Here is a 22,072-nt window from a genome sequence, read left to right on the forward strand (position 1 = left end):
GCCTTAGTTCCCCGCCGTATAGGCCGCGATCGCCGCCATGTTGACGATATCCGAGTCCTTGGCGTTCAACGACACGATCTGGACCGGCTTGTTGAGGCCGACCAGCAGCGGGCCGATGACGGTCGAGCCGCCGAGCTCCTGCAGCATCTTGGTCGAGATCGAAGCCGAGTGGAACGCTGGCATCACCAGCACATTGGCCGGGCCGGTCAGCCGGATGAAGGGATACTGCGCCATGGCGCGCGGGTTGAGCGCCACGTCGGCCGCCATCTCGCCGTCATACTCGAAATCGACGCGGCGCTTGTCGAGGATGCGCACCGCCTCCTGCACGCGCTCGGAGCGTTCACCCTGCGGATGGCCGAAGGTGGAATACGCCAACATCGCGATTCTCGGCTCATAACCCATGCGGCGGGCAAAGCCTGCCGCCTCCTCGGCGATGTCGGCGATCTGCTCGGCGTTCGGCATGTCGTGCACGGCGGTGTCGGCGACCATCACGGTGCGGCCACGCGCGAGCACGATCGACACGCCGATGACGCGGTGGCCGGGCTTGGCGTCGATGATGCGGCGCACGTCGTCGAGCGCCGTCGAATAGTTGCGGGTCACACCCGTGACGATGCCGTCGGCATCGCCCAGCGCCACCATGCAGGCGGCGAAATGGTTGCGGTCGTTGTTGATCAGGCGCTGGCAATCGCGGAACAGGAAACCCTTCCGCTGCATGCGCTCGTAGAGATAGTCGGTGTAGATGCCGTTGCGGCGCGACAGCCTGGCGTTGATGATCTCCAGCCCCGGCTTGTTGAGGTCGATGCCGGCATTGCGGGCATTGTCCTTGATGACATCGTCGCGGCCGAGCAGGATCGCCGTGCCGAGCTTCTGGTTCACATAGGAGACGGCGGCACGCATCACCTGCTCCTCCTCGCCCTCGGCAAAGACGATGCGCTTGGGCTGGCGGCGCACGCGGTCATAAATGCGCTGCAGGGTCGAGGCGATCGGATCGCGGCGGGCCGACAGTTCCTGCGCGTAGCGGTCGAGGTCGAGGATCGGCTTGCGGGCGACGCCGGATTCCATCGCCGCCTTCGCCACCGCCAGCGGGATCGCCGAGATCAGGCGCGGATCGAACGGCACCGGGATGATGTAGTTGGGGCCGAATTTCGGCCGGTTGCCCTGATAGGCGGCGGCGACGTCGTCCGGCACGTCCTGGCGCGCCAGCTCGGCCAGCGCCCTGGCGGCGGCGATCTTCATCTCGTCGTTGATGGTGGTGGCGCGCACATCCAGCGCGCCGCGAAATATATAGGGGAAGCCAAGCACATTGTTGACCTGGTTGGGGTAGTCCGAGCGGCCGGTGGCCATGATGGCGTCAGTGCGGATCTCGGCCACTTCCTCCGGCGCGATCTCGGGATCGGGATTGGCCATGGCGAAGATGATCGGATTCTTCGCCATCGACTGCACCATGGCGGGGGTAAGCGCTCCCTTGGCGGAGAGGCCGAGAAAGACGTCGGCGCCGTCCAGCGCCTCGGCCAGGTTGCGCGCCTCGGTCTTGACCGCATGCGCCGACTTCCACTGGTTCATGCCTTCGGTGCGGCCCTGGAAGACCACGCCCTTGGTGTCGCACAGGGTGATGTTTTCCGGCGAAAAGCCCATCGCCTTCATCAGCTCGATGCAGGCGATGCCGGCGGCGCCCGCGCCGTTGCAGACCATCTTCGTGGTCTTCATGTCGCGACCGGTGACCTCCAGGGCGTTGATCAGCCCTGCGGCCGAGATGATGGCGGTGCCGTGCTGGTCGTCATGAAAGACGGGGATGTCCATCAACTCGCGCAGCCGCTGCTCGATGATGAAGCATTCCGGCGCCTTGATGTCCTCGAGATTGATGCCACCGAAGGAGGGGCCAAGGAAGCGCACGCAATTGACGAACTCGTCGGCATCCTCGGTATCGACTTCAAGGTCGATCGAATCGACGTCGGCGAAACGCTTGAACAGCACCGCCTTGCCTTCCATCACCGGCTTGGAGGCCAGCGCGCCGAGATTGCCGAGGCCGAGGATTGCGGTGCCGTTGGAGATGACGGCGACCATATTGCCGCGCACCGTATAGTCGAAAGCGCGGCTCGGATCCTCGGCGATGGCGCGCACGGGAACGGCGACGCCCGGCGAATAGGCAAGGCTCAGATCGCGTTGCGTCGCCATCGGCTTGGTGGCGACGATCTCCAGCTTCCCGGGCCGTCCCATGGCGTGGAATTCCAGCGCCTCCTCGGGACTGACGGAGGGGCCGCTGCTTTCGGTTTTCCTGGCCATGATGCTTTTGGTTTCCTCGCCTTCGCGCACCCTTGAGGCAGGTGCGTGTTATGTCTCTTCGGATTAAGGCTACACGGCAGCGCTGTAAACGGCCAAGCGGTCAGGCGCGGTCCGGCTCGCTGACGAGCGCGGCAATTTCCCGCACCGTGGCCCAGCGCATCAAGCCCTCGGTGCCGGAGAACGGCCATTTCTCCAGCGGGGGAGCGCTGCTGCCCTTGCGCCGCAGAAGCGCCGACAGGAACGCGGTGAGTTCCAGCCGCTGGGCGCGAACCTTTTCCAGTGTCCTGCCGCGGATTTCCTCGCGCGGTATGGCGCGATCGCGAAGCCGGTCGACGGCGCGGCGAATGGCCGTCGGCTCCGGCTCGACGATCAGGCAATAGTCCGGATCGAAATAGACGTCGCGCCCGCCGAGGCTCGGCGTGCTGACGATCGGCAGCCCGGCCATCAGATATTCCATGCTGGAATACATCGCCCCTTCGGCGGCGGACAGGCAAAGGCCGACGGCGGCCTGGTTGTAGACAAGGTTGACCTCGGCGGAGGTCAACCGGCCAGGCAGACCGTCCACGATCGGATTGGCGATGCGATGGCGTGGCGATTGTGCCTGGAGGCGGCGAATGAAGGCGCGGGCGGCCGGCGGCGTCAATTCGCCGATCGAATAGGTGACGTGAACCAGCCGGTCGATCTCGAAGGCGAGATAATGGCGTTTCACCGGCGAGATGCGGCCATTGTAGACGGCATCGAATACGACCGGCACATCCGGCAGCGGCCGGAAAATATCTTCCGATATCATCAAATTGTGATTGGAGAACATGGCATTGCCGCCGACGCCGACGATGAGCCGACGCTCCGCCTCGTTGTTGCAGAGGAAGATGACCTCATGACGAGGAAAGCGCGCCGCATACCAGGCGAGATCGCGGCCCATCTGGGCGACGATGGCCGGCCTCTCCATCGTCCACATCGGCATCAGCAGGAAGGTGGCGCGACGCGCGGCAAGGCGCCGACCGACGGCCGCCAGCGGATGCAGCGGACGGGGTCCGCCCACCGGGATATACAGCACCAGCGGGTCGCGGCTGAATATGTGCGCCGACATCTCGATGCCGCCGTCGAGATCGGACAAGGGACCGCGCGCCGGCAGGATATAGGGAAAGCGCTTGCGCGCCGAAACCCTCAGCTTGTTCGCCGTTCGATGGGCGCGCCGCGTTGCCAGCAGCCAGAGGCGCTCGGCGGTCGAGCCGACCGGGCCGACCATCTCATCGAAAGTCTCCTGCTTGTCCTGATCCACCAAAGTCCCCGCCGCACTTTCCCCTCGGGAACCATAGAGTGCCAGGCTGGCCCGGCGCAACCGGCCCGTCACGGCAGGCCGCCGCCGGTCTTCCCCTGCTTTTCGCGCCGCCGGCATTAAACCGGGCTGCCACTTCTGCTAGCGTTCGGGCATGAACATGCATATGCCGACGGATACCGACGCCCAGGAGACGACGACGCCTGCGCCCGCCACGGGCGGAGTCACGCCGATGATGGAGCAATTCATCGAGATCAAGGCGGCGAACCCGGATTCGCTTTTGTTCTACCGCATGGGCGATTTCTACGAGCTGTTCTTCGACGACGCGGAGAAGGCAAGCCAGGCGCTGGGCATCGTTTTGACCAAGCGGGGCAAGCACCAGGGCCATGACATACCGATGTGCGGCGTGCCGGTGCATGCGGCGGACGACTATCTGCAGAAGCTGATCGCGCAGGGCTTTCGCGTTGCCGTCTGCGAGCAGATCGAGGACCCGGCCGAAGCCAAGAAACGCGGCTCCAAATCGGTGGTGCGGCGCGACGTGGTGCGGCTGGTCACGCCGGGCACCATCACCGAGGACAAGCTGCTCGCGCCTTCGGAATCGAGCTTCCTGATGGCGCTCGGTCGCGTGAAAGGCGGCGGCGCCGCGACCAGCCAGGCCGGCTTCGCGCTGGCCTGGATCGACATTTCGACCGGCGCCTTCCGCGTTGCCGAAACGAGCGCCGAGCGGCTGCTTGCCGACATCTTCCGCGTCGACCCGCGCGAGCTGATCGTCGCCGAGCCGGTTTTCCACGATCCTGAGCTCAGGCCGGTCTTCGACGTGCTGGGCCGGGTCGCCAGCCCGCAGCCGCCTTCGCTGTTCGATTCGGCTTCGGCCACAAGCCGCATCGCCCGCTTCTTCGAGGTGGCGACGCCGGACAGTTTCGGCACGTTTTCGCGCGCCGAGCTGTCGGCGATCTCCGGCGCCATCGCCTATGTCGAGAAGACGCAGAAGGCCGAGCGGCCGCCGCTGTCGCGCCCCGAGCGCGAGGAGCAGGGCTCGACGCTGTTCATCGACCCGGCGACACGCGCCAATCTGGAATTGCTGCGCACGCTGTCCGGCAGCCGCGACGGCTCGCTGTTCAAGGCGATCGACCGCACCGTGACCGGCGGCGGCGCGCGATTGCTGGCCGACCGGCTGATGGCGCCGCTGACCGATCCGGCCGCGATTTCCGCGAGGCTGGATTCGGTCTCCTTCTTCCGCTCCGAGACGCGGCTTTGCCAAGGGTTGCGGGCGAGCCTGAAAGGCGTCGCCGACATGCCGAGGGCGCTGTCCCGGCTGGCGCTCAACCGCGGCGGGCCGCGTGATCTCGGCGCGCTGCGCGCCGGCTTTGAAGCGGCGGGCGCGATCGCCGAATTGTTCGCGGCGGCGGCCCTGCCCGCCGAGCTCGCCGCCGCGCTTGCCGCAATCCGAGCCTTGCCCGAGGCGCTCGCCCGCCACCTCAGCGAAGCGCTCGACGACGAGCTGCCGCTGATCAAGCGCGACGGCGGCTTCGTGCGGTCGAGCTACAATGCCGAGCTCGACGAGATGCGGGCGCTGCGCGACGAATCGCGAAAAGTGATCGCCGGGCTGGAGCGCTCGCTGATCGAGGAGACCGGCATCCGCTCGCTGAAGATCAGGCACAACAATGTGCTGGGCTACTACATCGAGGTCACCGCCAACCACCACTCGATCATGACCGGCAGCGACGCCGCCAAGGCGCGCTTCATCCATCGCCAGACCATGGCCAACGCCATGCGCTTCACCACGACCGAACTGGCGGAGCTGGAATCGAAGATCGCCAACGCCGCCGACCGGGCGCTCGGCATCGAACTCGCCGCCTTCGACCGGCTGACGGCGGAAGTGGTGGGTGAGGCCGAACGGATCCGCGCCGGCGCCGACGCGCTTTCGGCTCTGGATGTTTCATCGGCGCTGGCATTGCTGTCCGAAAGCGAGGGCTGGTGCCGGCCACTGGTGGATTCGAGCCTCGCCTTCGACATTGCCGGCGGGCGCCACCCGGTGGTCGAACAGGCGCTCAGGCGGTCCGGCGAAGGGCCGTTCGTTGCCAATGATTGCGACCTGTCGCCCGAAGGCGGCGCCAAGGCCGGCGCGATCTGGCTGCTTACCGGCCCCAATATGGGCGGTAAATCGACGTTTCTCAGGCAAAATGCGCTGATCGCCATCCTTGCCCAGACCGGCTCCTTCGTGCCGGCGCAAAGCGCCCATATCGGCGTCGTCGACCGGTTGTTCTCGCGCGTCGGCGCCTCGGACGATCTGGCGCGCGGCCGCTCGACCTTCATGGTCGAGATGGTGGAGACGGCGGCGATCCTCAACCAGGCGGGCGAGCGGGCGCTGGTCATACTCGATGAGATCGGCCGCGGCACCGCGACTTTCGACGGGTTGTCGATCGCCTGGGCGGCGGTCGAATATCTGCATGAGAAGAACCGCTGCCGGGCAGTCTTCGCCACACATTTCCATGAGATGACGGCGTTGGCCGGGAAATTGCCCCGGCTTCACAACGTCACCATGCGGGTCAAGGAGTGGGAAGGCGACGTCGTCTTCCTGCACGAGGTCGGCAAGGGAGCCGCCGACCGGTCCTACGGCGTGCAGGTGGCGCGGCTGGCCGGCCTGCCCGAGGCGGTCGTCGCCCGCGCGAGGGAAGTTCTCCATCAGCTGGAAGAGGGCGAAGTCTCGGGCAAGACCAACCGCCTCGTCGACGACCTGCCGCTGTTTTCGGTGGCGGTGAAGCGCGAAGCGTCGAAGCCGGTCAAGAACGACGCGCTGGGCGATGCGCTCGGCGCGATCAATCCCGACGAGATGACGCCGCGCGAGGCGCTGGAGGCGCTCTACCGGCTGAAGGGGCTGGCGACAAAGCAATAACAGCTATCTCGCCGGTCACTGCGGCCATTGACTCATTGTACCAATCGGTACAATGTTGTCGCCGAAGCCGACAGGAGATCTTCATGAGCCGTCCGCCCTTGCCGCCCTTCACGGCCGAGACGGCAGCGCAAAAAGCGCGCCTTGCCGAAGACGCCTGGAACAGCCGCGACCCGGAGCGGGTTTCGCTCGCCTATACCGAGGACAGCATCTGGCGGAACCGGGCCGAATTCATCTCGGGCCGCGGCGAGATCGTCGACTTCCTCAAGCGCAAATGGGCGCGCGAGCTGGACTATCGCCTGATCAAGGAGGTCTGGACCTGGAACGAAAATCGCATCGCGGTACGCTTCGCCTATGAATGGCGCGACGACAGCGGGCATTGGTTCCGCTCCTACGGCAACGAGAACTGGGAATTCGACGAGGCAGGCCTGATGCGCCGGCGCGTGGCGAGCATCAACGACCTGCCGATCACCGAAAGCGAGCGGAAGTATCATTGGCCGCTCGGCCGCCGGCCGGACGACCATCCCGGCCTCTCGGAACTCGGGCTCTAGAGCATGATCCCAAAAAGTGTGTAGCGGGTTTTTGGAAAAGATCATGCTCAAACGAGAATACTAAGCATGCGTCGGATCGCGCCCGACCGCGACCGGTTGCTGGCGGTCGTCGCCGAGGTTTTTCGCGAGCATGGCTACGAAGGCGCCAGCCTGGCCTTGATCGGCGAGGCGACGGGGCTCGGCAAGGGAAGCCTCTACCACTTCTTTCCCGGCGGCAAGGAAGAGATGGCGAGAGCCGTCATCGCCCATATCGACGGCTGGTTCGAGGACAATGTCTTCGCGACCCTGCGCGACAGCGCCGATCCGCTGGCCGGGATCGAACAGATGCTCGCGGCGACGGACAGCTATTTCCGCTCGGGGCGTCGGGTCTGCCTGATCGGCGCCTTCGCGCTGGATGAATCGCGCGACCTCTTCGCCGGCCAGATAAGGGACTATTTCGGCCGCTGGGTCACACATCTCGCCGATGCGCTGGAGCGATCCGGGCACCGGCCGGGCGAGGCCAGCGAACTGGCCGAGGAAGCCGTCGCCGCCATCCAGGGCGCGCTCACGCTTGCCCGCGCCGCCAATGACCTCGATGTGTTTTCAAGGGCATTGCGGCGGCTGCGCATGCGACTTGGCCTGCCGGCCAAGATGTAGCACCGGCGCGCCGTCGAAGAGCGGCACCTGCGAGAGGAGATCGTCGCCGAAAGGCTTGTCTCCTGGCTGGCGCAGCCGCCGGACCGGCATGTCGACATAACCGTCGCGCAGCGAGGTGACCTTGATGTCGCCGACTTTGTAGGTCGCGTGAAGAGACCCGTCTGAAACTCGTTCCACCGCTTGCCTTCCGTTCGGCCGCAAATCCGGACTGAGGTTTTCGGCTAGTGCGTTTCACCGTTTCACGGAAACGGTGAAACGCACTATCTCCTTGTTTTTACGCAATTCCGGACGGAAAATCGCTCTCACACTTTTCCTGGAATTGCTCTAGATCATCTCCAGCCCGCGCTTACGCGTCGGCGGCGGGAAGGCGCGGTCGAGATCGGCGAAATCCTGCGCTGTCAGCTCGATGTCGAGCGCGGCGGCGTTCTGGCGAACATGCTCCTGGCGACCGGCCTTCGGAATGGCGATGACGCCATCCTGCGCCATCACCCAGGCAAGCGCGATCTGCGCGGCGGTGGTGTTGTGCCGGGCAGCGACGACTTCCAGCCTGGCGTTGCGCGCCAGCGCGCCCTGCTCGACCGGCGAATAGGCCATCAGCGGTATGCCGCGCTCCGCGCACCACGGGGCCAGATCGAAGTCGGGACCACGCCGCGACAGATTGTAGAGCACCTGATTGGTCTGGACATTGCCGCCGTTTCGCAGGCCGACCAGATCCTCCATCTCGTCGGTGTCGAAATTGCTGACGCCCCAGTGGCGTATCTTGCCTTCGGCCTTCAGCGCCTCGAACGCCTCCACTGTTTCCGACAGCGGCACGCTGCCCGGCCAATGCAGCAGATAAAGATCGATGCGGTCGGTGGCGAGCCGCTTCAGGCTGTTTTCGCAGGCGCGTTTCACGCCGGCGCGCGAGGCGTTGGAGGGCAGCACCTTGGAGACCACGAACGTCTCGTCTCGGCGCCCGGCGATGGCCTCGGCGACCACCTCCTCGGCGCCGCCGCTGGCATACATTTCAGCCGTGTCGATGAGCGTGATGCCGAGATCGAGCCCGAGCTTCAGCGCCGCGACCTCGTCGGCGCGCCGCCGCCGGTCCTCGCCCATCTTCCAAGTGCCTTGGCCGAGAACCGGAACGGTTTCGCCGGACGGCAGCTTCAGGGTTCTGATCGACGAGGGCATCGCTTCCTCCACGTGAAGCTGGATCGCAGCACAGCCAAAGTCGGGAATCCAGACCGAAACCGCGCGGCTGTCCGGATTTCCCGCAGCGGCTATTTCGCCGGATGCTTGGCGAGCCAGTCTTTCATTTCCTTGATCTCGGCTTCCTGTGCCGTGACGACGCCTTCGGCGAGCTTGCGGATTTCCGGATCCTTGCCGTTGGCGATCACGACCTTGGCCATGTCGATGGCACCCTGGTGATGCGGGATCATGCCGCGGACAAAGTCGACATCGGCATTGCCGGTGTATTTGATCATCATGTCCTTGTGCATCTTCTTCATCGCCGCCTCGTAGCCGACGGTGGCCGGGCTCTGGGCGCCCATCGCCATCTTGGACATGTCATGCTTCATCTCTTCCGACGAAGCCGGCACGCTTTCGAGGAAGACGGCAAGCAGCATTCCAGCCGCCATCAAAAGCAGCACGATTTTCTTGGCCAAGGTCATTCAGGTCTCCTTCTGTTGGATAGCGTATCTGGGGGCTTTGCTCAGAGTTTCAATGTTCTCAACCGCAAGGCGTTGGTGATGACCGACACCGACGACAGGCTCATCGCCGCCGCCGCCAGCATCGGCGACAGCAGCGTGCCGGTCAGCGGGTAGAGCACGCCGGCCGCGACCGGCACGCCGAGCACGTTGTAGAGGAAGGCGAAGAACAGGTTCTGGCGGATGTTGCGTATCGTCGCCTGGGCCAATGTACGCGCCCTCACGATGCCGTTGAGGTCGCCCTTGACCAGCGTGATGCCGGCGCTTTCGACCGCGACATCGGCGCCGGTGCCCATGGCGATGCCGACATCGGCGCCGGCCAGTGCAGGCGCGTCGTTGACGCCGTCGCCGGCCATGGCGACGGCGGCGCCCTTGGCACGCAGTTCCTCGACCAGCGCGCCCTTCTCGTCCGGCAGCAATCCGGCGCGGACCTCGTCGATGCCGAGCTTGCCGGCGATCGCCTTTGCCGTGCGCTCGTTGTCGCCAGTGGCCATGATGATGCGCAGGCCCTTGTCGTGCAGGGCCTTGATCGCCTCGGCCGTCGTTGCCTTGACGGGATCGGCCACGGCGACGATGCCGGCGAGTCCGCCGTCGACGGCCACGAACATGGCCGTCTTGCCTTCGGCCTGCAGCGCCTCGGTATCGGCCCCCGACGTCCCGACGCCGATATCCACCATCATCGCCGCATTGCCGAGCGCGACCTTCCTGCCTGAAACGGTGCCCGAGACGCCCTTGCCGGTGACGGCTTCGAAATCGACCGCGTCGGCCAGCTTCAGGCCGCGCGCGGCGGCGCCCTCGACGATCGCCTCGGCCAGCGGATGCTCGGAACCCTTTTCGAGCGCGGCGGCGAGGCCGAGCAGCTCGTTCTCATCGATGCCGCCGGCCGCGACGACATCGGTAAGCTGCGGCTTACCCTCGGTCAGCGTGCCGGTCTTGTCGACGATCAACGTGTCGACGGAGGCAAAACGCTCCAGCGCCGCCGCTTCCTTGATCAGCACGCCGGCATGCGCGCCGCGCCCGGTCGCCGTCATGATCGACATCGGTGTGGCAAGCCCAAGCGCGCAGGGACAGGCGATGATCAGCACCGACACAGCCGAGACGATGGCGAAGATCAGGCTGGGCTGCGGGCCCAACACCGCCCAGGCGATGAAGGCGATGATCGCCACCAGCACGACGGCCGGAACGAAATAGAAGGACACGCGGTCGGCCAGCCCCTGGATCGGCGCGCGCGAGCGCTGCGCCTTGGCGACCATCTCGACGATGCGCGACAGCGTGGTCTCGGCGCCAACCTTCTCGGCTCGCATGACCAGCGAGCCGTTCTTGTTCAGCGTGCCACCGGTGAGCGCGTCGCCTTCGGTCTTTTCGACCGGCAGCGGTTCGCCGGTGATCATGGATTCGTCGATCGCCGAGCGTCCCTCCAGCACGGTGCCGTCGACCGGCACGGCATCGCCGGGGCGGATGCGCAACTTGTCTCCGGTCTTGACGCTGTCGAGCGGCACGTCGTTCTCGGAGCCGTCGGCGCCGATCAGCCGCGCCGTCTTCGGCGCAAGGTCGAGCAACGCGCGAATGGCCGAGCCGGTCCGCTCGCGGGCTCTGAGTTCCAGCACCTGACCGAGGAAGACCAGCGCCACGATGACGGCGGCGGCCTCGAAATAGACCGGCACGGCGCCGTCATGACCGCGGAATTGGTGCGGGAAGACCTCCGGGAACAATGTCGCGACGAGGCTGAAGAGATAGGCTGCACCCACACCCAGCGAGATCAGCGTCCACATGTTGGGGCTGCGGTTGAGGATCGATTCCCAGCCGCGATGGAAGAACGGAAACGACGCCCACAACACCACCGGGCTGGCCAGCGCCAGCTCCACCCAGGTCTTGGTGCGGCCGTCGATGAGGTTTTCGAAGCTGAAGCCCAGCATCGGCGCCATTGCGATGACCAGGAGCGGCACGGAGAGCGCCGCGCTGACCCAGAAGCGGCGCGTGAAATCGACGAGCTCGGGATTCGGGCCTTCCTCGCCTGTCGGCACGCCCATCGGTTCCAGCGCCATGCCGCAAATCGGGCAGGAACCGGGCTTGTCGCGGACGATCTCGGGATGCATCGGGCAGGTGTATTGCGTGCCCTTCGGCATCGGCTGCGGCTCGGGCCGGCCGGCTAGATACTTTGCCGGCTCGGCCTCGAACTTGCCCTTGCAGCCGGCGGAGCAGAAGTAGAAGCCCTGACCTTCGTGGCGAACGAAGTGCTTCGCGCTCGCACGGTCGACGCTCATGCCGCAGACGGGGTCGGTGGCGGAAAGATATGCTTCCGGCTCGGCCTGGAATTTCGTGTGGCAGCGATCGCTGCAGAAATGAAACGTCCGGCCGCCATGCTCGGCCGTCGGTTTGCCGGCCGCGGGATCGACCGTCATGCCGCAGACAGGATCGCGAATCACCGCTTCGGCGGCGGGCGCGGCATCCTTCGCGGAGCAGCAGCCCCCGCCATGCGCATGATGGTGGTGATGATCTGAATGGGTCATGGCCAAGCCTCTGAATTTCGAACTTGAGGCCGAGGTAGTGCTTCCAGTAACTGGAAGGTCAAGGGGCGGTCTGGATTTTTCCGGTTTTCGCCATCCGGCCCCGCATGGCGTCCGTCGCGCGCCGCTGGAAACGCGGCGGCCCGCCCCATACACAGAGCCGCGAAAACAGGCTATAGACGCCGCCGAATGGCAAAGATCTCCCTGAAACTCGACGAAATCATCGATGGCGACGCCTTGCGCCGCGACTTGACCGCGTTGACGGCGGCAAGCGCCGGCGACGGCTCGGGCCCGGCCGTCCGTACCGCCGTCCTCCAGTTGCTCAAAGGCCGGATGGCGGAAGGTCGAAAGATCGCCGAGGCCATGCTCAAGCAGGATGGCGGCGGCAATGCCTGCGCCGAGCGGCTCTCGCATCTGATGGATGAGCTGATCCGGGCGCTTTATGACTTCGCCGCCACCCATGTCTACCGCGTCAAGAACCGGTCGGTGGCCGAGCGCATGGCTGTCGTGGCCGTCGGCGGCTACGGCCGCGGCACGCTGGCGCCGGGCTCCGACATCGACCTGCTTTTCCTGCTGCCCTACAAGCAGACGCCGTGGGGCGAGCAGATCGTCGAATACATGCTCTACATGCTGTGGGACATGGGGCTGAAGGTCGGCCATGCCACCCGCAATATCGACGAGTGCCTGAGGCTCTCGCGCAGCGACATCACCATCCGCACCTCGATCCTGGAAGCGCGTTTCCTGTGGGGCGAACACAAGCTCTATGACGAGCTGCTCACCCGCTTCGACCATGAAGTGGTTCGCACGACCGGACCGGAATATGTGCAGGCCAAGCTTGCCGAGCGGGACGAGCGCCATGCCAAGGCCGGCGAAAGCCGCTATCTGGTCGAGCCCAACGTCAAGGACGGCAAGGGCGGGCTGCGCGACCTGCAGACGCTGTTCTGGATCGGCAAATATTTCTATCGCGTGCGCACCGGCGAGGAACTGGTCGAGAAGGGCGTCTTCACCGATGCCGAGTATCGCGAATTCCAGAAGGCCGAGGATTTCCTGTGGGCGGTGCGCTGCCACATGCACTTCCTCACCGGCAAGGCGGAAGAGCGGCTGCATTTCGACATCCAGCGCGAGATCGCCGAGCGCCTGGGCTATACGACGCATCCCGGCCTGTCGGCCGTCGAGCGCTTCATGAAGCACTATTTCCTCGTCGCCAAGGATGTCGGCGACCTCACCCGCATCTTCTGCGCGGCGCTCGAGGAAGAGCAGGCCAAGCACGTACCGGGCTTCAACCGCATCTTCCTCACTTTTTCGCGGCGCAAGCGCAAGCTTGCGGGAACGTCGGACTTCATCGTCGACAACCACCGCATCAACATCGCCGACGACGGCGTGTTCGAGCGCGATCCGGTCAACCTGCTGAGACTCTTCTGGTTCGCCGACAAGCACGGGCTGGAGTTCCATCCCGACGCGCTCAAGCTGCTCACACGCTCGCTCGGCCTCGTCAACAAGTCGCTCCGGCGCGACGAAGAAGCCAACCGCCTGTTCCTCGACATATTGACGTCTGACCGCAACGCCGAGCTCAATCTCAGGCGCATGAACGAGGCGGGGCTGCTCGGCAGGCTTATCCCCGACTTCGGCAAGATCGTCGCCATGATGCAGTTCTCGATGTACCACCACTATACGGTGGACGAGCACCTGATCCGCTGCATCGGCGTGCTGGCCGAAATCGAGCGCGGCGACGGCGCCAAGGTGCATCCGCTGTCGCATTCGTTGATGCCGGGGCTGAAGAAAAGCCGCGAGGCGCTCTATGTCGCCGTGCTGTTGCACGACATCGCCAAGGGCCGGCCGGAGGACCATTCGGAAGCCGGCGCCCGGATCGCGCGGCGCATCTGCCCGCATATGGGGCTGTCGGCGGCCGACACCGAGACGGTCGCCTGGCTGGTCGAGAACCATCTCGTGATGTCGATGACGGCGCAGACGCGCGACCTCAACGACCGCAAGACCATCGAGGATTTTGCCTCGATCGTGCAATCGGTCGAGCGGCTGAAGCTGCTGTTGATCCTCACCGTCTGCGATATCCGGGGCGTCGGGCCGGGTGTGTGGAACGGCTGGAAAGGCCAGCTGCTGCGCACGCTCTATTTCGAGACCGAGCTGCTCTTGACCGGCGGTTTCTCCGAAGTGTCGCGCGCCGAGCGCACTTCCGCCGCGCGCGAACGGCTGGCCGAGGCGCTGTCGGCCTGGCCGGCCAAGGAGCGCAAGCGCTATGTCGCGCAGCACTACGAGAATTACCTCTTGGCCGTCGACCTCAACGACCAGCTGCGCCACGCCGAATTCGTCCGCGAGGCGGATGCGGCGGGCAAGAAGCTCGCCACCATGGTCAAGACGCATGAGTTCGAAGCGGTGACCGAGATCACCGTGCTGGCGCCGGACCATCCGCGCCTGCTTTCGATCATTGCAGGCGCCTGCGCCGCGGCCGGCGGCAACATCGTCGACGCGCAGATCTTCACCACCTCGGACGGACGCGCGCTCGACTCCATCCTGATCTCGCGGGAATTCGACCGCGACGAGGACGAGCGCCGCCGCGCCGAGCGCGTCGGCCGGCTGATAGAGGACGTGCTTTCCGGCAAGAGCTGGCTGCCCGAGATGATCGAGAAGCGCACCAAGCCGAAGCGCGGCGCCAAGGCTTTCCGCATCCCGCCGCGCGCCGAGATCCGCAACACGCTGTCGAACCGGTTTTCGGTGATCGAGGTCGAGGGGCTGGACCGGCCGGGCCTGCTCTCCGAGATCACCGGGACGCTGTCCGACCTTTCGCTCGACATCGCCTCGGCGCATATCACGACCTTCGGCGAGAAGGTCATCGATACGTTCTACGTCACCGACCTCACCGGTCAGAAGATCGACAGCCCGACGCGCACCGCCGCCATCCACAAGCGGCTGATCGATACACTCGAAGGCAATTCGACCGAACGCAACGGCAAGGCCAAGGCGGCGGCCGAGTGACCATCCATTTGACGCAATTTCCCTGGCAGTCGTCTCCAGCATGAGCCTCGTCAAGAAATTCGCCACCGTCGCCTCCGGCACGCTGATGAGCCGCGCGCTGGGGTTCGGACGTGAGATGCTGATGGCGGCGGCGCTGGGCACCGGGCCGGTCGCCGATGCCTTCAACGCGGCCTTCCAGTTTCCCAACACCTTCCGCCGATTGTTCGCCGAGGGCGCCTTCAACGCCGCTTTCGTGCCGCTGTTCGCCAAGGAGATCGAGCAGCATGGCAATGAGGGCGCCAGGCGCTTCTCGGAGGAAGTGTTCGGCGTGCTGTTCTCGGCGCTACTGGCGCTGACCATCGCGATGGAGCTCGCGATGCCGCTGATCGTGCGCTACCTGGTGGCGCCGGGCTTTGCCGACATTCCGGGCAAGTTCGAGACGACCGTCCGGCTTGCGACGATCATGTTCCCATATCTGATCTGCATGTCGCTCGGCGCCATGATGGCCGGCATGCTGAACTCGCTGCGCCGCTATTTCGCGGCGGCGATCGCGCCCGCCTTCCTCAACATCATCCTGATCGGCGTGCTGGCCTATGCCTGGTATCATGGGCTCGACGCGCATGATGTCGGTTTCGGGCTCTCCTGGGGCGTGCTGGCGGCGGGTATCGTGCAACTCGCCATCGTCTGGATCGCTGTACGCAATGCAGGCATCTCGATCGGTTTCCGCCGGCCGAAGATGACGCCCAACGTCAAGCGGCTCCTGATCCTGGCGCTGCCGGCGGCGATCACCGGCGGCATCACCCAGATCAACCAGCTGATCGGCACGGCGATCGCCTCGGCGCAGAACAGCGCCGTGTCGTCGCTGGCCTATGCCGACCGCATCTACCAATTGCCGCTCGGCGTCGTCGGCGTGGCCGTCGCCATCGTGCTGCTGCCGGAACTGTCGCGGGCGCTGAAATCGGGCAATCTGATCGAGGCCGCCAATCTGCAGAACCGCTCGGTCGAGTTCACCTTGTTCATGACGCTGCCGGCGGCGGCGGCGCTCTGGGTGATGTCGGAACCGATCGTGCGGCTGGTCTATGAGCGCGGCGCCTTCGCCGCCAACCACTCGACGCCGATCGTCGCCTCGATCCTGGCGATCTTCGGCCTCGGCCTGCCGGCCTTCGTGCTGATCAAGGCCTTCACGCCGGGCTATTTCGCGCGCGAGGACACGCGCACCCCGATGATCTTCGCGGCCATCTCGGTCGGCGTGAACGTCGCCACCGCGCTCACCTTGTTCCCGTCGATGGGCGCGCCGGGCATCGCGGTGGCCTCGGCCGTCGCCGGCTGGGTCAATGCGCTGATGCTGCTCGCCATGCTGATCCGGCGCGGCCATTGGGGCCGGGACGTCCCGCTGTTGAAGCGCATCCCGAGGCTGGTGTTGTCGGCGGTGATCATGGCCGTGGCGCTTTATTTTGCCGAGCGCCACTTTGCCACGCAGATCGGGCCTGGCTCGCCGCTGGTCGTGAAGGCGACGACCGTGCTTGCGCTGGTCGCCGGGGGCGCTGCGCTCTACTTCATCGCCGCGTTCGGCACCGGCGGCGCCGATTTCGGCATGATCCGCAGGAACGTGAAGCGCGGGTCGAAGGCACCGCCTATTACGGGACAGTCTCCAGATCCGTGACTGCCGTCGATAGGCACCCGTCTTCGCCAGACAATTCGTCATAGGCCGAGCGTGGCAACGGTTCACGTGCTTGCACACTCAGCTTGACTCCGAATTCGGCCCGAAGCCGCGCCGCCGTCTCCAGCGGCCCCTCGTGGACCGGCCTGCGCTTCGGGGCTTTCCGTTCGTCGACCGCGACAGGCATTCATTCTCCATCTGGATCACGGGACACATCTCACCATATCACACATTTCGATGTCAGTGCCGCCCGCTCTTGATCAGCCCACGGCGTTGGTCCATAAGCGCGCCGTCGAAAGACTTTCGCCTCGCGCGAAACGGCCCTCCACAAGCCATGAGGAAACAATGTCCGCCTTCAAGCCACTCGTCTTTTCGGGCGTCCAGCCTACCGGCAATCTGCATCTCGGCAACTATCTCGGCGCCATCAAGAAATTCGTCGCCCTGCAGGAACAGTCCGACTGCATCTACTGCGTCGTCGACCTGCATTCGCTGACGGCGCAGCTCGTTCACCAGGACCTCGGCGACCAGACACGCTCGATCACCGCGGCGTTCCTGGCCTCCGGCATCGACCCGAAGAAGCACATCGTCTTCAACCAGTCGCGCGTCATGCAGCACGCCGAACTTGCCTGGATCTTCAATTGCGTGGCGCGCATCGGCTGGATGTACCGGATGACGCAGTTCAAGGACAAAGCCGGCAAGGACCGCGAGAACGCCTCGCTCGGCCTGCTCGCCTATCCGAGCCTGATGGCGGCCGACATCCTGCTCTACCGCGCGACCCATGTGCCGGTGGGCGAGGACCAGAAGCAGCATCTGGAGCTGACCCGCGACATCGCCCAGAAATTCAACAACGACTTCTCCGAGAAGATCGCCGCACTCGGCGTCGGCGTCGAAATGCAGGTCGGCGAAGAGACGGTGAACGGCTATTTCCCGATCACCGAACCGGTCATCGGCGGCCCGGCGGCGCGCATCATGAGCCTGCGCGACGGCTCGAAGAAGATGTCGAAGTCGGATCCGTCCGATCTCTCGCGCATCAACCTCACCGACGATGCCGACACCATCTCGAAGAAGATCCGCAAGGCCAAGACCGATCCGGAAGCCTTGCCTAGCGAGATCGACGGGCTGGCAAGCCGGCCCGAAGCGGAAAATCTCGTCGGCATCTATGCCGGCCTCGCGGAGATCTCGAAGGAAGATGTGCTGAAGGAATATGGCGGCCAGCAGTTTTCCGTGTTCAAGCCGGCGCTTGCCGATCTTGCCGTGGAGAAGCTGGCGCCGATCGCTTCCGAGATGCGCCGCATCGAGGGCGATCGCGCCTATGTCGACGCCGTGCTCAAGGATGGCGGCGACCGCGCCCGCGCGATCGCCGAGGGCACGATGAAGACGGTGCGCGACATTATCGGCCTGCTGCAGGACTGATCCAAAGCAATTCCAGGAAAAAGTGTGAGCGGTTTTCCGTTCGGAATAGCGTCAAAGCAAAAAAAGATAGAGCGGTTCGCCGTTTCCGTGAACGGTGAAACGCTCTGGCGACCTCGTCGGACCATTGCCGTACCGGCCGGCGGCTTGCCGCCGGTTCGCGGCAGTGGCAGATTGCGGTCGAAACCATACCGAGCAGATAGACATGGTCTCTAAACGCCTCAGCCGCGAAGTCGGCCATCGCCGCAAATTCCTGGCGATCATCGACGACACGCCCGAATGCGAGCGTGCGGTCGCCTATGCCTCGAAGCGGGCGCAACACACCAGCGGCGTGCTGGTGCTGCTCTACGTCATCGAGCCGGACGACTTCCAGCACTGGCTGGGCGTGGAAAAGATCATGCGCGAGGAAGCAAACGCGACGGCGCGCGGAGCACTCGACGGCTATGCCAACAAGGTGCGTCAAAGCGTCGGGATCGAGCCGGAGCTGGTGGTGCGCGAAGGCAAGCCGCCCGAAGAGATCCACAAGCTGATCGAGGAAGACCAGGACATCGCCATCCTGGTGCTGGCGGCCGGCGCCGGCAAGGAAGGCCCCGGCCCCCTGGTCAGCGCGGTTGCCGGCCGGGGTGCGGCCTTCCCCATTCCGGTCACGGTGGTGCCGCAGAATCTGTCGGACGAAGAAATCGACAGCCTCGCCTGAGATATGCTGAGATTCAGGTGAGGCCGGCCTGCGAACGGCGGTTTCCTGCGCTTCCGGTGCTCACGTACTTCAAGTACGCTCCGCTCCGGTTCTCGAAAACCACCGTTCTCGACTCGGCCTGACCTGAATCTCAACACCTCTCAAGTGTATGAAGGGTCGAAAAAACATTCCGCCAGCCAGCCGTTCGGGCGATGCGTTTCGCTTGAATGTCCAGCCGATAGAGCCTATTTAGAATTATTCCAAACTATCGGCCCGGGAAGGGCCTGGAGATACCCATGTTCATCCAGACCGAATCGACGCCGAACCCGGCGACGCTGAAATTCCTGCCGGGCAAGGAAGTGCTGCGCGAGGGCACAGCCGACTTCCGCAACGCCGAAGCCGCTGCGGAGGCCTCGCCGCTGGCCGGTCGCCTGTTCGAGATCCCCGGCGTCACCGGCGTTTTCTTCGGCTATGACTTCATCACCGTGACCAAGGACGGCCCGGACTGGCAGCACCTGAAGCCGGCGATCCTCGGCGCCATCATGGAGCACTTCATGTCCGGCGCGCCGGTCATGGCCGCGGCCGCTCCGGCGAGCGGAGCCGGCGAGACCGGCGAATTCTACGACAAGGCCGACGAAGAGCTGGTGCTGACCATCAAGGAGCTGCTCGACACGCGCGTGCGCCCGGCCGTTGCCCAGGACGGCGGCGACATCACCTTCCGCGGCTTCGAGAACGGCACCGTGTTCCTGCACATGAAAGGCGCCTGCGCCGGCTGCCCGTCATCGACGGCGACGCTGAAGCACGGCATCCAGAACCTGCTTCGCCACTTTGTTCCCGAGGTCCAGCAGGTCGAGCAAGTCGCCTGAGAATTCTACTTCGCTGACCGCCTGGCGCGGCGCGGCGAACTCTCCCCTATCGCCAAAAACAAAAAACCGGGCCCCAACAGCCCGGTTTTCTGTTTTTGGACGTCTTGTTGTTGCCTAGACGGTCCGCTTGCGAAACTTTTTCGTGATCACATCACGATGACTTTGGCGCCGACCGACGTGCGGTCGTAGAGGTCGATAATGTCCTGGTTCATCAGCCGGATGCAGCCCGACGACATCGCCTTGCCGATCGAGAACCATTCCGGGCTGCCATGCAGGCGGTAGCCCATGTCGCCGCCCTTGTTGAACAGATACATGGCGCGCGCGCCGAGCGGGTTCTTCAGCCCCGGCTCCATGCCGCCGGCGAACTTGGCGAGCTCGGGCTGACGCTTGATCATCTGCGAAGGCGGCGTCCAGGTCGGCCATTCGCGCTTCAGCGCGATATGGGCTGTGCCGTGCCATTCAAAACCCTCGCGGCCGACGCCGATGCCGTAGCGCATCGCCATGCCGTCGCCCTCGATGAAGTAGAGGAACTTGTTCTGGGTATCGACGACGATGGTGCCTGGCTTCTCGGGAGAGTCATACCGCACTTCCTGGCGGTGGTATCTGGCGGGGACCTTCTCGATCGGGATGCGCGGCAGCTGATAGCCGGCATCGGTCATCGCGCCATAGTTGTTGGTGAACAGTTGCCCACCGATGGTGCTGCACCCGCTGATCGCGGTCGACAGCGCAAGGGCGGCGAGGATTGCAAATGACTTCAAGCGCATGAATAGGTCCGACGCCCTGTCTTAACGAGCGGCACGAGTCGGCCGCTTTCTTGCCATCATTCATGCTGGCATTTCTTTTGCTTGCCAAGCGCGCACTGCCTATATGCAAGACCTTACGTGCCGGTAAGTGCCCGACTGCGGCATTTCCGCAACAGGCCTCACAGGATTGTGAAGCAAAATCAATGAGGGGCTCAGGGAGCCGCCTGCTATTCGAGGAGAGCGCCATGAATGTCGGTGATGCCGCCGAGCGTTCCGGCCTGCCGGCCAAGACCATCCGCTACTATGAAGAGATCGGATTGATCCGCCCGGCGCGGGCCGAGAACGGCTATCGCGATTACTCCGGCGAGGATATCCACCGGCTTGCTTTCCTGCGCCGCGCACGCAACCTCGGCTTCTCAATCGACGATTGCAGGCAACTGATGGCGCTTTATCAGGACCGCGACCGCGCCAGCCACGACGTGCGCGAGATCGCCGCCGCCCATGTCAGGGCGATCGAGGAAAAGGTGCGCGAATTGCAGTCGATGCGCTCGACGCTGCAGAAGCTGATCCACGCCTGCCACGGCGACGAACGGCCGGACTGCCCGATCCTGGATGACATGGCAGGCGCGGCGGACAACACCGCACTGCTCGGCTAGGATCATTCGACCCAATCGGGAGAGCTCGATGGTCTCAATGACGGTCGAATTGCGCAATGTGGCAGGCACCGAAGCGGCCATGGGCTGGGCCGGCGGCCATACGCTTGTCGTCGACCGCCCGGAGGGTAAGGCAGGCGGCAAGGGACTGGGGTTCAACGGCGGCCAATTGCTGGGCCTGGCGATCGGCGGTTGCTTTTGCAACGACTTGCGATACGCCGCCGCGGAGATGGAGACGAAGCTCGGCAAGATCGCCGTCACGGTCGTGCTCGATCTCGAAGGGTCGCCCCTCCTTGCCACCTCCGCGGTCATGAGGGTGTCTTGCGAAACCCTCGATGGTTCCGATCCGCAGAAAGTCATCGATCGCGCGAGACAGATCTCGACCGTTGCCAATTCGCTGCGCAACGGCGTTCCGGTCGAGATCGAGACCGCCTAGCGCAAGCCGGCAGGACTAGACATATGGTGCGGACCTGTCAGCGCTTCCAGAAATCGCGATGCGGTGCGGTCAACTCGTCCGCGATTTCGGGGAAGGGGCCGAAGACATCGATCTTCTTCTGGCCGGAGCCGAGCACGGTGCGCGAGGCGAGGCTCATCGTCGGGTTCTCCGCGTGATCCCCGGTCAGCGCCAGGAGGCTGGCTTCCTCGACCCCGTAGACCAACCGCCCGATATTCGCCCAATACATCGTGCCGGCGCACATCGCGCACGGCTCGAAAGTCGAGACCAGCGTGCATTGCCAGAGGAACTCCGGCTCATAGGCCGCCGCGGCGCGGCGGGCGAGCTCGGTCTCGGCATGGCGCACCGTGTCGAGATTGCCCTGCCGCATCAGCACGCGATCGTCCGGCCCGACCAGCACGCAACCGAACGGATGATGCCCATGCGCCGCCGCCTCGCGCGCGACGGCGTCGGCGGACCGGAGGTGGGCAAGCATCTGGTCGCGGGTCATGGCAGGATCCCTCTTATGGCGAGATTGCTGCCGGGGGACATGCTTAGCAAGGGCTGACCTTCTCTTGACTACGGCTCGAGCGTCTCACTAGCTTTGCATTCCGCCTATTCCGGTTTTGGTGCTACTTTGACCGCACAATGAGATTGCCGGGTCATGAACGCTGGCGCAAAAAATCGCGAAAGTTTCGGTAATGGAACGAAAAACTGTGGGCGGCGCGCCCATATAATGACTTTTTTTACCAAGTCAAGCCTAATGGTCTTGAATCGGTCCTAAAACGCTATATCTTGATTCGTGAGCCCTGCTTTGGCCGAAGCCT

Annotated in this window: 18 protein-coding genes; 10 read left to right on the forward strand and 8 right to left on the reverse strand. The window is 64.7% G+C overall.

The window, feature by feature from the left end; all coding sequences use genetic code 11:
* Positions 1-3 precede the first annotated feature (3 nt).
* Together AC0YKC_RS03435 and AC0YKC_RS03440 are read right to left on the reverse strand one after the other, a co-directional pair.
* Positions 4-2,283, reverse strand: a complete 2,280-nt coding sequence (locus AC0YKC_RS03435; protein ID WP_488510047.1) for an NADP-dependent malic enzyme — start codon at positions 2,281-2,283, stop codon at positions 4-6.
* A 100-nt stretch (positions 2,284-2,383) separates the two neighbouring features.
* Positions 2,384-3,565, reverse strand: a complete 1,182-nt coding sequence (locus AC0YKC_RS03440; protein ID WP_488510049.1) for a glycosyltransferase — start codon at positions 3,563-3,565, stop codon at positions 2,384-2,386.
* A gap of 163 nt (positions 3,566-3,728) precedes the next feature.
* On the opposite strand from AC0YKC_RS03440, the gene mutS reads away from it, so the two are divergent.
* The 3 genes from mutS (at position 3,729) to AC0YKC_RS03455 (ending at position 7,642) form a co-directional block, all read left to right on the forward strand.
* On the forward strand, positions 3,729-6,458 hold the full coding sequence (mutS, locus tag AC0YKC_RS03445; protein ID WP_488510312.1) for a DNA mismatch repair protein MutS: 2,730 nt from the start codon (positions 3,729-3,731) through the stop codon (positions 6,456-6,458).
* Positions 6,459-6,541: 83 nt separating this feature from the next.
* Positions 6,542-7,006 (forward strand): nuclear transport factor 2 family protein, encoded by a 465-nt coding sequence (locus AC0YKC_RS03450; protein WP_488510052.1) that lies wholly within the window; start codon positions 6,542-6,544, stop codon positions 7,004-7,006.
* 66 nt (positions 7,007-7,072) lie between these two features.
* A complete protein-coding gene (locus AC0YKC_RS03455) occupies positions 7,073-7,642 on the forward strand; it encodes a TetR/AcrR family transcriptional regulator (protein WP_488510054.1) in 570 nt (189 codons plus the stop codon).
* Here AC0YKC_RS03455 and AC0YKC_RS03460 read toward each other — a convergent pair.
* The 4 genes from AC0YKC_RS03460 to AC0YKC_RS03475 form a co-directional block, all read right to left on the reverse strand.
* Positions 7,589-7,819: a hypothetical protein gene (locus AC0YKC_RS03460; protein ID WP_488510056.1), complete on the reverse strand. Its 231-nt coding sequence runs from the start codon at positions 7,817-7,819 to the stop codon at positions 7,589-7,591. The genes AC0YKC_RS03455 and AC0YKC_RS03460 overlap by 54 nt on opposite strands.
* A 147-nt stretch (positions 7,820-7,966) precedes the next feature.
* Complete coding sequence (locus tag AC0YKC_RS03465) at positions 7,967-8,812, reverse strand: aldo/keto reductase (protein WP_488510059.1); 846 nt, start codon at positions 8,810-8,812, stop codon at positions 7,967-7,969.
* A gap of 89 nt (positions 8,813-8,901) precedes the next feature.
* On the reverse strand, positions 8,902-9,291 hold the full coding sequence (copM, locus tag AC0YKC_RS03470) for a CopM family metallochaperone (RefSeq protein ID WP_320294340.1): 390 nt from the start codon (positions 9,289-9,291) through the stop codon (positions 8,902-8,904).
* Between the two features lie 41 nt (positions 9,292-9,332).
* Complete coding sequence (locus AC0YKC_RS03475) at positions 9,333-11,837, reverse strand: heavy metal translocating P-type ATPase (protein WP_488510063.1); 2,505 nt, start codon at positions 11,835-11,837, stop codon at positions 9,333-9,335.
* A 186-nt stretch (positions 11,838-12,023) separates the two neighbouring features.
* Between AC0YKC_RS03475 and AC0YKC_RS03480 the strand changes: the two genes are divergently transcribed.
* The 5 genes from AC0YKC_RS03480 to AC0YKC_RS03500 all read left to right on the forward strand — a co-directional run bounded on the left by AC0YKC_RS03480 (position 12,024) and on the right by AC0YKC_RS03500 (position 19,416).
* Positions 12,024-14,825 carry a [protein-PII] uridylyltransferase gene (locus tag AC0YKC_RS03480; protein WP_434725025.1) on the forward strand — a complete coding sequence of 934 codons (2,802 nt, stop codon included), beginning with the start codon at positions 12,024-12,026 and terminating at the stop codon, positions 14,823-14,825.
* Positions 14,826-14,865: 40 nt separating this feature from the next.
* Positions 14,866-16,467 carry a murein biosynthesis integral membrane protein MurJ gene (gene murJ, locus AC0YKC_RS03485; protein ID WP_488510066.1) on the forward strand — a complete coding sequence of 534 codons (1,602 nt, stop codon included), beginning with the start codon at positions 14,866-14,868 and terminating at the stop codon, positions 16,465-16,467.
* A gap of 342 nt (positions 16,468-16,809) precedes the next feature.
* On the forward strand, positions 16,810-17,877 hold the full coding sequence (trpS, locus tag AC0YKC_RS03490; RefSeq protein ID WP_320294336.1) for a tryptophan--tRNA ligase: 1,068 nt from the start codon (positions 16,810-16,812) through the stop codon (positions 17,875-17,877).
* 202 nt (positions 17,878-18,079) lie between these two features.
* Positions 18,080-18,571, forward strand: coding sequence for a universal stress protein (locus AC0YKC_RS03495; RefSeq protein WP_320294335.1), 492 nt, complete (start codon positions 18,080-18,082; stop codon positions 18,569-18,571).
* A 275-nt stretch (positions 18,572-18,846) separates the two neighbouring features.
* Positions 18,847-19,416: a NifU family protein gene (locus AC0YKC_RS03500; RefSeq protein ID WP_488510069.1), complete on the forward strand. Its 570-nt coding sequence runs from the start codon at positions 18,847-18,849 to the stop codon at positions 19,414-19,416.
* Between the two features lie 146 nt (positions 19,417-19,562).
* Here AC0YKC_RS03500 and AC0YKC_RS03505 read toward each other — a convergent pair whose 3' ends face one another.
* On the reverse strand, positions 19,563-20,180 hold the full coding sequence (locus AC0YKC_RS03505; RefSeq protein ID WP_488510071.1) for a L,D-transpeptidase: 618 nt from the start codon (positions 20,178-20,180) through the stop codon (positions 19,563-19,565).
* Positions 20,181-20,404: 224 nt separating this feature from the next.
* On the opposite strand from AC0YKC_RS03505, the gene cueR reads away from it, so the two are divergent.
* Both cueR and AC0YKC_RS03515 read left to right on the forward strand, forming a co-directional pair.
* On the forward strand, positions 20,405-20,815 hold the full coding sequence (cueR, locus tag AC0YKC_RS03510) for a Cu(I)-responsive transcriptional regulator (RefSeq protein ID WP_488510073.1): 411 nt from the start codon (positions 20,405-20,407) through the stop codon (positions 20,813-20,815).
* Between the two features lie 28 nt (positions 20,816-20,843).
* Entirely contained in the window at positions 20,844-21,248 is a 405-nt protein-coding gene (locus AC0YKC_RS03515) for an OsmC family protein (RefSeq protein WP_488510076.1), read from the forward strand.
* 37 nt (positions 21,249-21,285) lie between these two features.
* On the opposite strand, the gene AC0YKC_RS03520 is transcribed toward AC0YKC_RS03515, so the two are convergent.
* The gene (locus tag AC0YKC_RS03520; RefSeq protein WP_488510077.1) at positions 21,286-21,756 is read right to left on the reverse strand and encodes a nucleoside deaminase; all 471 of its coding nucleotides are present in this window, start codon (positions 21,754-21,756) and stop codon (positions 21,286-21,288) included.
* Positions 21,757-22,072 lie beyond the last annotated feature (316 nt).

It is taken from the genome of Mesorhizobium sp. CNPSo 4661, assembly GCF_057784215.1.